The sequence below is a fragment of the Clostridium sp. CM042 genome (assembly GCF_055080995.1).
Genome location: NZ_CM143646.1, coordinates 591,973 through 604,831, shown reverse-complemented (window position 1 = coordinate 604,831; position 12,859 = coordinate 591,973). Strand labels below are relative to the sequence as shown.

Below are 12,859 nucleotides of genomic sequence, written 5' to 3'. Positions count from 1 at the left end.
GGAAGACACTATATTAATTTATCTTTTCTTGAGTTAATATTTTATTATCTATTCTAATTAAATTATTACAATATTTTGACACATACTCATCATGTGATATTATATATACTATCTTATCTTTAAATTCATTTAATAGTTCATTTAACATTTCTTCTGATGTTGTTTTATCAATGGAATTTAAGGTTTCATCTATTATAATAACATCTGGATTTTGTATAAATAGTCTAGCAATGGCTATTTTTTGCTTATCTCCACCGGATAAATTAGCACCATTTTCATGAATAACAGTATCTAATCCATCTTTTAACTGTTTAAATTTTTCCATAAACGGTTTATCTATTAATGTTTTCCAAGTTTTATCTTCTATTATTTCACCTAAAAGGATATTTTCTTTTATATCACCTGGTAGTATTAATATATTTTGAGATATAACTGCAATTTTATCCCTAAGATTTTCATTGTTTATAATATTTACATTCATTTCATTTATATATATACATTCATTATATATCATTTTATTTAAGTGTTTTATAAAGGTTGATTTTCCACATCCAGATTTACCACTTATATAAGTTACATCTCCAACCTTATTGTGGAATAAACCTTTTTCTATTAATATATTATCAAATCCTATATTATTTAAATCTCCGCTTATACTTTTTATTGTTTGTAATCTTTCATTCCCATCAACCTCTATATTTTTAACAAGTTCCTCTTCTATAAACTCTAAAGCACCTTTTACATCTCTTAAATTAACATTTATTCGAGTAACTTGATTTACTTGTGCAAAAAATATAGAATTAATTAAATTTATAAAAACAAATTCTGGTAAACCAATATGTTTATTCATATATATATATACTGCATAAACAAATGTAGCGTTCTGTAAAAAACTTACAATATATTCTAGTATAAGTGAAATCTGATTGGCATACTTATCTACATAAGTATTTTCTTTTTCAATAGCATTTAATTTTTTCCGTATAAATGATAGCATTCCATTTAAATTTCCTGTTTGTTTTATATAATCGATATTTGAAGTAATAGATAGTATATCCTTAAAATTTTTAGCACAAACTTTTTGCAAATTTTGAGATTTTTCTGACAATGTTGAGTTTAACTTTTTATAACCTAAAATACTTATCAATACTAACGCCAGATAAATTATAAAGATTATTTTGCTAACCATAAACGCTAAAACTAATGATACTATTATTGTTAATATATTTACAATAATATTAGATAAAGATGATACTAATAGATCTGTTAACGTATGCAAAGCATTATTAATTCGTTCTACTAAATACGTGGGTTCTAATAAATTCAATTTTTCATATTTCATTTTAAACATTTGTTTATATAGGAATTCACCTTCTTTAACTCTAAAGTTAAAACCAAAGTTTGCTTGTATTTGTATTAAAAACAACTTAATTGTATATGCTAAGGTAAAAATTATAAAAAACAATATTATTGATGAATTTAATGTTTTTGAGGTAGCGGATTTGTCTAAAGCTTCTTTTAAGATTATTGGTGCCGCTAAAGTTAAAGCTACTGAAATTCCTATTAACAAAGTATTTTCAATCAAAAAAAACTTATATTTTTTTTTAATAATTTTTTATAGTTCATATTTATATCCTTCCTTACTTAATTTAATATTATTTTTTAAAACTAGTACCTTTCTATATAACTCTAATTCATTAACATAACTACATACCGACTTTGAATCGCAATTATTACAATTAAGCTTATTTATATACTTGAACGGGACTCCATTTATATCGTTTAAAACCTCTTCAATTAGTGGTACTTTATATACCTTAGAAATAATCTGTATAATTTCTTCACTTGAAAGTTTGTCTATCTTTATTATCAATATACAAATTAATTTCCCCTCCAATAAATAAATTAAGCTCTATATAATATATATGAAAAATATATCAAAACTTTTTCATATTTTAGCAATAACCATAGACTCGTTGTCAATGATTAATTACTATAAATTTTTATGATCAACAAATTATGGTTACTGCAACTTCATATGTCTTATTAAGAAACATTACTACTACCACCACCTGCACTTATTCCACATAAGCAACTTAGAGCTTCTAAATTTTCTTCTATTTCTTCCAGTTCTAGAACTCCCACAACTTCAATAATTTTCATTATATTCACCCCCTCGTATTTAATATATATGATATCGATATCATTTATATGATAACACATAAATTTTTAAAAATATGTAGTATTTTGTATATTTATTTGGTAATGGACTGACTCTTAGCTATCTCCTACAGTGTGGTGTCATCTATAAAAAATACACCACACTTCCCTTAGTAACCATAGCCCAAGCCATTTTAGATACCGGATGGCTGCAGCATGTTAAAGGCAATAAGGAGTATGGCACCAGACCCCGTGCTAAGGCGCTTACTAAAGATGAACTAATAGAAAGACAAGAAGCTAAAATAAAATTGCTTGAGGCACAGGTAGAATTGTTAAAAAAATTAGACGCGAAAGAAAGGAATGTGGTACAAAAAAATAACAAAATTAAATCTAGTGATGCTTTCAAAACTATTAAAGAAGTTATTGAAAAATATAGCTTTAAAAATATAACCCGATACTTATGCGAATTATCAGGAGTGTCTAGATCTGGATACTACAATTATCTGGCCTCAAAAGGTATACGAATGGAACGCGAGCAGTAGGAATATCAAAATAAGACCTCAATTGCAAGTGTAAATATTATTGATTTTACAATGCAAAATAAACAAGGCAGGCAACAAATGACCTTTATCTATGTATTTTTCTATGGCTTTATAGCAATTATTACTGCTATTTGCATAGCCAATATTTTAAATACCATATCAACTAGCATATCTCTGCGTAGACGGGAATTTGCAATGCTTAAATCCGTTGGAATGACACCAAAGAGTTTCAATAAAATGATTAATTACGAAAGCTGGTTTTATGGAATTAAGAGCTTACTCTATGGGCTTCCTATTAGTTTTGGAATGATGTATTTGATTTACAGGGTTTTGAGGGAGTCATTCAAGATTCAATTTGCGGTTCCATGGGGTAGTGTTATTGTGACTATAATTGCTGTATTTGCAATTGTCCGTTCAACGATGATATATGCAACTTAAAAGATTAAAAAAGAGAATATTATTGATGCACTAAAAATGGAAAATATATAAGGTAACATTAATGTTTTTCTAAAAAGCTAGTTTGGAGGTTAGCATCTCCTGGCTGGCTTTTTAATATTGCAGCACCGCAGGTGATGATTTAATTCACAAGAAAATTTTTCTTATAGTGTAACTTTTTATGAACTTATACGTGTAAGAAGTATAATAAAATAGTTAGGCTATGTTTTTTTTGCAAAGAGGTGATTGTTTGATTGATGATAATACAATAATGGATCTAGTTAAAAGTGGCAATAAGACAGCTTTTGAGGAGATTGTTATTAGACACAGATTAAAAGCTTTAAGGTTTGCACAGAAATATGTAAAAGATGAATTTATATCAGAGGATATTATACAGGATAGTTTTGCTTTAATCTATGTAAAAAGAATGGATTATAACAATAAATACAGTTTTAAAACATTCTTATATACAGTAATAAGGAATAAGTGCATCGATTATCTAAGAAAAAAAACGCCTGTAAATATTGATGACATAAAACTATGGACATCTTCCGCAGAAGATATTGTTATGAAAAAAGAAGACAGATTATTTGTGACGGAATTATTAGGTAAATTAAATAAGGAGTATAAGACTGCATTGTACCTTTATGAATATGAGAATATGTCCTATAAGGATATTTCAAAGATAATGATTAAGTCTGTAGGTCAAGTGAAAATCATTATTTTTAGAGCAAGAAAAAAACTACAAAAACTTGCTAAGGAGGAATATAGATGTTAAAAGATGAAGAATTTCTAAGCATAATGTGGCAGAAGGTTGAAATATTTGAAAATGAACAATTGGAAATAGAAAGAATTTTAATAAGAGATAAGGAATTTAAGAAAAGACAATGTTTTATCTATTTGACTTTAATTCTAATGTTTATAGGAATTTCAGCGTTGTCTTTATTCGTTCATATTGATATATCTATAATTGCCATTTTATCATTCATAACTCTTTTATCGTCAATGAATTATGAATCTAAATTAATGAAATTTACACCAGTAATTAATTAGGAGGTAGAAAGCATGCAAATTAATATAAATAACTTATCAAAGAATTTTAGTGGTAAGAGTGCATTAAAGGATGTTAATTTAACAATAGATCAGGGGATGTTTGGACTACTTGGAAGAAATGGAGCAGGCAAAACTACTTTGATGAGGATACTAGCAACTCTGCTTAGCAAGAGTTGTGGCGAAATCAGCATTTGCGGAATAGATATTTTAAAAACTAAAGAATTAAGAAAACTTATTGGATATCTTCCTCAGGACTTCTCAGTTTATCCAAATCTATCCGTTTATGAAGCTATGGATTATTTAGGCGTTTTATCAGAGGTTCCCTCAAGTGAGCGAAAAAAAATAATTCCAGAACTTTTAGAAAAGGTTAACTTGTTAGATTGTAAAAGGGTAAAGGTTAGGGCCCTATCTGGCGGAATGAAAAGAAGACTTGGAATAGCTCAAGCAATTTTGCATAATCCAAAAGTTTTAATAGTTGATGAGCCAACAGTAGGACTCGATCCAAAGGAGAGAATTCGATTTAGAAACCTTCTTTGTGAACTAGCAAAGGATAAAATAGTTATTCTTTCAACACATATAATCGGAGATATTGATGCCACCTGCGAAAATATTGGAATATTAGATAATGGGAGCCTTATATTTAAAGGAACTGTTCAAGAATTAAAAAGCAAAGCAGAAGGAAAAGTTTTTTCTATGAACATTAAACCCGATGACTTAGAAAGAATAAAACAACAATATATTATAACAGGTATGATTATGTTAGGGGACAGTATCTCCATTAGGGTTATCTCAGATGTTCCTCCAAGTGATAATGCACAAATCTGTGAACCCACTATTGAAGATTCGTACATGTTTATGATTGGAGGAATAGATAATGTTTAACCTATTTCTAAAGGAGTGTAAGCAATTAGGTAAGAGCTTGATTTATATAGTTTTTATTTGTATCACCATAGTATTTTATACTACCCAATACTTTTCAGATATAAAAGGGAATGATCTACGTAACTCAGGAAGTGCTTTGATAAAGCCTTCTTATGTACAAGATGTTGAAAAGTACAAAAAAGAGAATGATATGTATCCCTATGGATCTACCAGCGAAGAGATACCAGAACAAGTTATTCCTAAAGCAACATCAACACTATATGGAGAGTATATGCAAGGAACATATTCATCCTATCCATATGGTTTCTTTAAAAATGTTAAATTAAATAAGGAACACACGAAAAGGATAGAAGAAATTTTAAGTCAAACAACAGGAAAATCTCTAAATGATTTAGACAAATTGTATAGTAACAACAAATGGAGTGAAATACATTTCAGTAGCAGTTCAAAAGACTATGCTAGTTTTAAAATGGTTATGTTGGAAGTTGATAATATAATAGGAGATCAATCTAATTATTCAAAAGAAAATTTAAGAAGGCTTGGAGTTAGACCCACAACATATGAGGAGGCAATGAAAACTTATAAAGATTTAGTAGAGAAGGATAAGATTACCAATGGCTTTGCAAGGATATTTTGCGATTATATAGGAATCGTACTGGGTTTATTCCCCGTATTTGTTGTAATATCTTTTATTAGGAAGGATAGAAAAAGCAATATGAAAGAACTCATTTATAGTAGAAGCGTAAGCTCTTCTAAGTTAATCCTATCAAGATATAGTGCCTTAGTTATAATGATGATGATTCCAATTTTATTACTTTCAGGCGTTTCAACATTTCAGGCCGCCAGTATGGCCAAAAAACTTAATTTAACGGTAGATTATTTCGCGTTTTTTAAATATTCAATAGGATGGCTTATGCCAACGCTTATGGCAGTAACTGCAGTCGGGATGTTTTTAACTCTTCTTACAGAAACAGCAATAGCTATTCCAGTTCAGATAACTTGGTGGGGCTTCTCTATATCTAAAGGCGTATTAATTGGAAGTTATGATTTAAGTCAATTAATGATAAGATTCAATACAATAGAGGATAGAGATGTATTTGTTTCTAATATAACCAATATGTTTTTAAATAGGATATTCTTTATTTCAGTATCGGCAATTTTCGTGGTTGCATCTATTTATATATTAAACCTAAAGAGAATAGGAAGGATTGATTTTTATGATAGGTATTCGAAATGTTTTACAAATTTCAAAGGTAAATTTAAGAATAGCTTTTCGAAATAATATATTGTTATCAGTTATGTTATTAATCTCAACTCCCATACTCTTTAGCATTACTAACTTGGATTTTTCCATGGCTGCAAGGATATGTGAGCAGTTTATTGTAATAATTGGAGTAGTGATTCTAGTGCCAATATTTACACCGGAGGAAGATGAAAATATAAAAGAAACAATAAACGCAAAGGCTATTTCTCCTATATTTGTTTATATAATAAGAATACTAATATCAGTAATCTTAATAGTATCAATAATAGCATTATTTGTTAATACATTGATTTATCTTGATGGAACCTTTACTTCAGGAAGGTTAATAATGGGAACAGTTGCATCAGCATTATTTCTAGGTGGATTAGGATTATTTGTTGCTTCTCTTACTGAAAATGTAAACATAGGGTATATGATATCAATGGTTTATTTTGTCTTTGATATCATGACAAAGGGTAAATACACAAAGAATTTGTGTATATTTTCTTTAATGAATAATAGCTTTAAAGAAAAGTATTATCTACTTGTAGCCGCAGTAGTGCTAATAATTTTATCATTATTAGTTTATTGGGTTAAGAATAGTAGGGGTAGTGCCTACATTTCAGGATTATCTATACTAACCCACCCTAAGACATAAAACGTATAAATATTTTGTAACTCATCCACTTTTAAAAATAGCTAACTATTGTATATGATGGTATGATTTACTTATAAGTTATTTCACAGTTGTAGCAAATAGCGAAGTAAACACTAAGTATAATTTGAAAGGAGATATTATGGAATGTAAGGTTTGTAAATTGAATGAGCTAAAAGAGTATAAATATGTTGTAATTATTTCTAAGTATCAAGGAAAAATATTACTTAGCCGTCATAAAAAGCGTTCTACTTGGGAAACACAAGGAGGACATATTGAAAAAGGAGAAACACCCCTTGAGGCAGCAAAGCGTGAATTGTTTGAAGAGTCAGGTGCTGTAAAATTTTCAATTTTGCCAGTGTTTGATTATTGGGCAGGAGATAATAAATCGTGGGCTAATGGTATGGTGTTCATGGCAGAGATAACTGGATTATCTGATATTCCAAATAGCGAGATGAAAGAAGTCCGAACTTTTTGTAATTTGCCTGATTCATTGACATATCCTGAAATAATCACCGTTCTCTTTGACAATGCAAAGAAATTTTTTTAATGTGAATTACGAATTATATTTTTATAAGGTATTACGTATTGTTCATAAAGAACTAAACCGCTAAAAACGGTGGCAGAAGAGTGCTAATCACATTAATTTAATTTTTACTTAAATAAAATAGAAAGAAGTATCCTAGTTACTAAGATACTTCTTTATTATAATGCACACTTCCTATAAACTTTTATTGTTGAAATAAAAAATAAGGGAGTGTTATTATTTATGTCAGAATTAAGAGAAAGAATGAAAATGGATATGGAACTAAGGGGCTACAGCCCAGTGACCATAAAAAACCATATTAATCACATTAGTAACTTTGCTAAATTCTACAACAAATCACCAGAGCTTTTAAGAGAAAAGGAAATACGTGATTATTTACATTATTGTATCACGAAAAAAAAATTAAGTGAAGGTACAGTAAATAATATTAGCTCAAGTCTTAAATTTTTTTATACTAAAACGTTAAATAGATATTGGAATATGGACAAAATTGCTAGGATTAAAGAACCAAAAAGATTACCTGCTGTTTTATCTCCTGAGGAAGTTAAATCTATTTTTGAGGTTACTGAAAATCTTAAGCATAAGGCAATTCTCATGACGGTCTACTCCGCAGGATTAAGAGTTAGTGAAGTTTGTAATCTTAAAATCCTCAGAGAGTATTGGAAAAGATATCACCCAAAAGAATATTTGTTCTCGGGAAAAGGTCGCACAGATGCGATAACTCCACGTAGTATTCAAAAAATGTTAGAAAAATCTATAAAAAAAACTGAAATCACTAAAAATGCAACGGTCCATACACTTCGTCACAGCTTTGCAACCCATTTGTTGGATGCTGGCACAGATATCTGTTATATTCAAAGGCTCTTAGGACATACTCGGATAACTACTACCACCATTTATTTACATCTTAGAAGGATGGATTTACTTAATATAAAGAGTCCATTGGATATGCTCTTAGACAAAAAAGATGAACAAGATGATTGAAATTCAAGATATATTCAATCAATATGGTGATGAATATAGGAGAAATCATAAGCTTCCTCTACATATTCAAAAAACTATGATTTCTATTGAAGCTTGTAGAACAGCGTAGCTTGGGGGTCATGTAGATGAGTGTGATGAATGTGGTCAAATAAGGTCTATGATAGATAAGCTGCAGTTAAAGAACTTGATAAGAAAATATATTTTAGACAAAGACTTGGAGCAGAGGGGAAAATAATTTTTAATAACAAACAGAATCCCAAAGACCTTTTTTTATGGATAAAAGAAAGAAGTAACTATATATTAAAAAAACAAGTAATTTGGTTTCTAAGATTTCTTTCTATGGTAACCACAATAACTACTTTAACAGTGGTAGTTAGAATACTTTATTATATAATATCTGCTTTATTAGGTAGTACTAAACGTGCGCCAAAAATATTTTATTTAATTCCATACTATATCCCTGTTTTTTTAATTATGATTCAATGCATTATTCTAAGAATAAAAAAAAAGGATAGAATGGAAAATTTAAGTATTGCTGAAAAATATAACGATGACATAAAAATATATAGAAATATGCTTAAGCATATAGAAAAACATACATTTAGGTCAGAGTATATTGTGAATTTATGTAAAAATCTTTACGATGATGGACGAAGTGCTTCAAAACAGATAGGTGATTTTTCTAAAATTTGTGAAGCTATAGCCGATAGGCGCAATATGCTATATCCTATTTTAAATCCAATTCTCATGATAAAATATCACTGGACTATTTCTATTGTAAGGTGGAAGATAAAATCAGGGAACAATTTTAAGGATGGATTAATACAATAGGAGAATTAGAAGCTTTGTGCAGTATTGCAGTTATAAAATATGACAATCCCTATTGTAGTATGCCTACGATTGTAACTGGACCATCAAAAATTATAGCCAAAAACATGGGATATCCCCTTTTAGGAGAAAAACGGGTATGTAATAACCTAAAGGTGGAATCGCCACATCCTGTTATGCTTATAACAGGTTCCAATATGTCTGGAAAGAGCACATTTATGAGAACTGTGGGAGTTAACATTGTATTAGCATATGCTGGTGCTCCTGTATGTGCAGATCAATTTTGTTGTACTATTATGGATTTCTATAGTTGCATGAGGGTAAGTGATAATCTAGGGCAAAGTATATCTTCTTTTTATGCAGAAATATTAAAAATTAAAAATATCGTTAAGGCTTCAAACGAAGGAAAACAAGTACTATTTTTACTAGACGAAATTTTTAAAGGAACTAATTCAAAAGATAGGCACACTGGAGCTATGATTTTGGTAAAACAACTAAGTGAAACTGGAAATGTAGGATTTGTATCCACTCATGATTTAGAGTTAGGTGAAATGGAAAATAATAAAAATTCAAAAGTTAAAAACTATTATTTTTCTGAATATTATAAAGAAAATGAAATTCATTTTGATTATAAATTAAAAATTGGAGTTTCACCTACACGAAATGCGATCTACTTAATGAGATTAGCTGGTATTGAAATAGAAGAAAACACTGAAGGTAATGTAAATGATATTTTCCATAAAAAAAGAGAACTAACATTTGTGTGTTAAATTTAAAATCTTACTTTTTTAATTTTTGAAAATTAGTAGGAGGGTAAAAATGCTAAAAGGTGCTAATGTAATAATAAGACCACATTTATACAAAGCATATATATTAATTTATTGCTGCTTTTTTTGTGCTTATAAAAAAATTGCAAGTAAACCTTGATTAATTTAATCACATATATCTCATTCCGATATAAAGTTAAATCATCTCCTGGGTCGGTGCACAGCTTCGAAGAAGATGAATTGATGACTTCATAAAGAAATTTATATGTAATTATACTAAATATTTGAAATCTATATTAATATCCTGTATAATTTAATAATTACTCAATGCTAATTTAAGTGGAAGGGGAGATAGTTGTTTATGAAAAAAATTAACAAAGTATATTTAGGTATTATCTTAGGTGTTATAGTAGGAATCATCAATGTTTTACCGATGATTTTGCAGAAAATAAGTTGGGCTGCTAATATATCAACTTTTTTGACTTGGGTTATAGTTGGATTTTTTATTTCGACATCAAACTTAAAAATCCAAGGAATTTTAAAAGGAATTATTATTTCTATACTTATATTTATTCCATCAACCGTATTTGTAATAGAATCTAATTTAACAGGTGCAATTTGGATTATAGTAATGACATTAATTTTCGGTAGTTTATTAGGATATTTAATTGATAGACTTGGTGAATAGCAGTCTGTGTTTTTCTTGAAATATAAATTAAGGGCGGGAATCAATATGGATACATTAACCACTAATAGATTGATATTAAGAGGGTGGACAGAAAATGACAGCGAAAATTTATATGAATATGCCAAAAGTGATTTAGTTGGACCTAATGCTGGTTGGCAACCACATAACAATGAGGAAGAAAGCAAAGGAATTATAAAAATGTTTATCAAAAATAGTGACACATATGCTGTTGTTCTGGAATCAGAAAACAAAGTTATTGGTAGTATAGGACTTCATAATAGAAAACCTGATGATAGCCTTTCCGACTTAAAACAAAAGGAAATAGGCTATGTTCTTAACCCTAAATATTGGGGCAATGGATTTACTCCAGAGGCTGTAAATTGCTTAATTAAGTATAGATTTAATGAATTAACTTTAGATTTAATTTGGTGTGGACACTATAACTTTAATCATAATTCTAAAAGAGTAATTGAAAAATGTAGATTTAAATATAGATTTCAAAAAACTGAAAGATTAAAACTATTAGATAACAAAAAAGTTACCACCTTATATTACAGTATTTTTAAATTCGAATATCTTAACCAATTATATTTAACATAATGAATAGAATGAGCACGCAACAACTAAAAGTCTCAAGCTTCCTTAACTAAAGGTGATTATGACGAAATACATTCGACATAATCACCTTTTGCTTTGTTTGAATAATTGTTTGTTTAGATTATATGACAGAACAACACATATATAATTAATGAAAACTGTTTGTTTGAAATTGGTTATAAATGTAATAAACAGTTGTTGGTTTCAGTATACTTTAAACGGAAATTATGTTAATATATAGTAAATGATTCAAAAGGGGTTGTTTATATGAATATTGCTTACTCTCGAGTGAGTTCAAATCAACAAAATGATGATAGGCAATTTGCAGATCTTAAAAATTACAATATAGAAAAGTGGTTTAATGAAAAAATAAGCGCAGTAGACGTTTGCCCTCAATTAAATGCAATGATGGACTTTATGAGAAGAGGAGATACAATTTATGTTTTGGATTTCAGTAGGTTTGCAATGTCAACAAATGAACTTATAAATATAGGTGAACAGTTAGAAAGTAAAGGTGTCAATTTAAGATGTCTTAAGGAAAATTTGGATACAAGTACCACCACAGGTAAACTTATGTTCACAATGATTAGATCAATTAACGAATTTCAGCGAGCCAATTTATTAGAACGACAAAAAAAGGGCATTGCAACTGCAAAAGCAAAAGGGAAGTATAAAGGCCGTAAAAAAATAAATTACCCTTTAAATTGGAAAGAAGTTTATGATAAATATAAGAATAGAGAATTAACAGGAACCAATGCAATGGAATTATTAAATCTAAAAAGGAATACTTTTTACAAATTAGTGGATGAATATAAATTAACAAAATAATTATTAAAAAGAAAAAATTAATTACAAAAGGTTATGTTTTAAAAAACAAAACTATTGTATAATGTCGTATAGAAGGATCGTTAAGAAATTTTTAGTGACAACTTTTTATTGTGAAAGGAGTATAAAAATGATAAGAGAAGCAGTCGAAAATGATTTAATTGATATTTTAGAAATTTGCAATGACGCCATATTAAATACAACAGCTGTCTATGATTATAAAGCTCACACGATTGATGACAGAAAACAATGGTATGAAAAAAAGAAGCAAGAGGGGTATCCAATATTAGTGTTTGAAGACAATAATAAGGTTATTGGATTTGCTACATTTGGACCATTCCGAGCATGGCCTGCGTATAAATACACTATTGAACACTCTATTTATGTTAATGGAAACTGTAGAAACAAAGGCATAGGAACACTACTAGCTAAAGAGCTAATAAGAATTTCCAATGAAAGAGGATTTGCAACCATGGTGGCGGCAATTGATGAATCAAATGAAAAAAGTATCAAATTGCACGAAAAATTAGGGTTCGAATATTCAGGTAAGATAAATAAAGCTGGATTTAAATTTGGGAAGTGGCTCAATCTTGTTTTTTATCAATTAGAGCTTAAAGGCCCTGAAAGCCCAATAGATGGTTAGTGTGTAAGTT

General features: G+C 28.9%; 17 protein-coding genes and 1 pseudogene. 16 read left to right on the top strand and 2 right to left on the bottom strand.

All coding sequences use genetic code 11. The features are described from left to right. Nucleotides 1-13: 13 nt before the first annotated feature. Nucleotides 14-1,585 carry an ATP-binding cassette domain-containing protein gene (locus ACWJJ7_RS02825; RefSeq protein WP_462963840.1) on the bottom strand — a complete coding sequence of 524 codons (1,572 nt, stop codon included), beginning with the start codon at nucleotides 1,583-1,585 and terminating at the stop codon, nucleotides 14-16. A 30-nt stretch (nucleotides 1,586-1,615) separates the two neighbouring features. Then, a complete protein-coding gene (locus ACWJJ7_RS02820) occupies nucleotides 1,616-1,873 on the bottom strand; it encodes a hypothetical protein (RefSeq protein WP_462963839.1) in 258 nt (85 codons plus the stop codon). A gap of 616 nt (nucleotides 1,874-2,489) precedes the next feature. Here ACWJJ7_RS02820 and ACWJJ7_RS02815 point away from each other — a divergent pair. The 16 genes and pseudogenes from ACWJJ7_RS02815 to ACWJJ7_RS02740 all read left to right on the top strand — a co-directional run bounded on the left by ACWJJ7_RS02815 (nucleotide 2,490) and on the right by ACWJJ7_RS02740 (nucleotide 12,849). After that, nucleotides 2,490-2,702, top strand: coding sequence for a hypothetical protein (locus tag ACWJJ7_RS02815; protein WP_462963838.1), 213 nt, complete (start codon nucleotides 2,490-2,492; stop codon nucleotides 2,700-2,702). Nucleotides 2,703-2,753: 51 nt separating this feature from the next. Then, complete coding sequence (locus tag ACWJJ7_RS02810) at nucleotides 2,754-3,140, top strand: FtsX-like permease family protein (RefSeq protein ID WP_462963837.1); 387 nt, start codon at nucleotides 2,754-2,756, stop codon at nucleotides 3,138-3,140. Nucleotides 3,141-3,387: 247 nt separating this feature from the next. Further along, nucleotides 3,388-3,915: an RNA polymerase sigma factor gene (locus tag ACWJJ7_RS02805; protein ID WP_462963836.1), complete on the top strand. Its 528-nt coding sequence runs from the start codon at nucleotides 3,388-3,390 to the stop codon at nucleotides 3,913-3,915. Continuing rightward, nucleotides 3,909-4,190 carry a hypothetical protein gene (locus tag ACWJJ7_RS02800; RefSeq protein ID WP_462963835.1) on the top strand — a complete coding sequence of 94 codons (282 nt, stop codon included), beginning with the start codon at nucleotides 3,909-3,911 and terminating at the stop codon, nucleotides 4,188-4,190. Before ACWJJ7_RS02805 ends, ACWJJ7_RS02800 begins: the two co-directional genes overlap by 7 nt. Before the next feature lie 12 nt (nucleotides 4,191-4,202). Further along, nucleotides 4,203-5,072: an ABC transporter ATP-binding protein gene (locus ACWJJ7_RS02795; RefSeq protein WP_462963834.1), complete on the top strand. Its 870-nt coding sequence runs from the start codon at nucleotides 4,203-4,205 to the stop codon at nucleotides 5,070-5,072. Continuing rightward, nucleotides 5,065-6,354: an ABC transporter permease gene (locus ACWJJ7_RS02790; protein ID WP_462963833.1), complete on the top strand. Its 1,290-nt coding sequence runs from the start codon at nucleotides 5,065-5,067 to the stop codon at nucleotides 6,352-6,354. The genes ACWJJ7_RS02795 and ACWJJ7_RS02790 overlap by 8 nt, the downstream gene beginning before the upstream one ends. After that, the gene (locus ACWJJ7_RS02785) at nucleotides 6,290-6,973 is read left to right on the top strand and encodes a hypothetical protein (RefSeq protein WP_462965063.1); all 684 of its coding nucleotides are present in this window, start codon (nucleotides 6,290-6,292) and stop codon (nucleotides 6,971-6,973) included. The genes ACWJJ7_RS02790 and ACWJJ7_RS02785 overlap by 65 nt, the downstream gene beginning before the upstream one ends. 160 nt (nucleotides 6,974-7,133) lie before the next feature. Beyond that, entirely contained in the window at nucleotides 7,134-7,520 is a 387-nt protein-coding gene (locus ACWJJ7_RS02780; RefSeq protein ID WP_462963832.1) for an NUDIX hydrolase, read from the top strand. Between the two features lie 219 nt (nucleotides 7,521-7,739). Further along, nucleotides 7,740-8,501, top strand: a complete 762-nt coding sequence (locus ACWJJ7_RS02775; RefSeq protein WP_462963831.1) for a tyrosine-type recombinase/integrase — start codon at nucleotides 7,740-7,742, stop codon at nucleotides 8,499-8,501. After that, nucleotides 8,494-8,607, top strand: a pseudogene (locus tag ACWJJ7_RS02770) (IS91 family transposase); the annotation flags it as partial. The gene ACWJJ7_RS02775 and the pseudogene ACWJJ7_RS02770, both read left to right, overlap by 8 nt. A gap of 233 nt (nucleotides 8,608-8,840) precedes the next feature. Next, nucleotides 8,841-9,332 carry a hypothetical protein gene (locus ACWJJ7_RS02765; RefSeq protein WP_462963830.1) on the top strand — a complete coding sequence of 164 codons (492 nt, stop codon included), beginning with the start codon at nucleotides 8,841-8,843 and terminating at the stop codon, nucleotides 9,330-9,332. Nucleotides 9,333-9,346: 14 nt separating this feature from the next. Continuing rightward, nucleotides 9,347-10,099, top strand: coding sequence for a MutS-related protein (locus tag ACWJJ7_RS02760; RefSeq protein WP_462963829.1), 753 nt, complete (start codon nucleotides 9,347-9,349; stop codon nucleotides 10,097-10,099). A gap of 358 nt (nucleotides 10,100-10,457) precedes the next feature. Next, the gene (locus ACWJJ7_RS02755) at nucleotides 10,458-10,784 is read left to right on the top strand and encodes a hypothetical protein (protein WP_462963828.1); all 327 of its coding nucleotides are present in this window, start codon (nucleotides 10,458-10,460) and stop codon (nucleotides 10,782-10,784) included. Between the two features lie 45 nt (nucleotides 10,785-10,829). Continuing rightward, nucleotides 10,830-11,384, top strand: a complete 555-nt coding sequence (locus ACWJJ7_RS02750; protein WP_462963827.1) for a GNAT family N-acetyltransferase — start codon at nucleotides 10,830-10,832, stop codon at nucleotides 11,382-11,384. A gap of 264 nt (nucleotides 11,385-11,648) precedes the next feature. Further along, the gene (locus ACWJJ7_RS02745) at nucleotides 11,649-12,209 is read left to right on the top strand and encodes a recombinase family protein (protein WP_462963826.1); all 561 of its coding nucleotides are present in this window, start codon (nucleotides 11,649-11,651) and stop codon (nucleotides 12,207-12,209) included. A gap of 127 nt (nucleotides 12,210-12,336) precedes the next feature. Next, entirely contained in the window at nucleotides 12,337-12,849 is a 513-nt protein-coding gene (locus tag ACWJJ7_RS02740) for an N-acetyltransferase family protein (RefSeq protein ID WP_462963825.1), read from the top strand. Nucleotides 12,850-12,859: the final 10 nt, after the last annotated feature.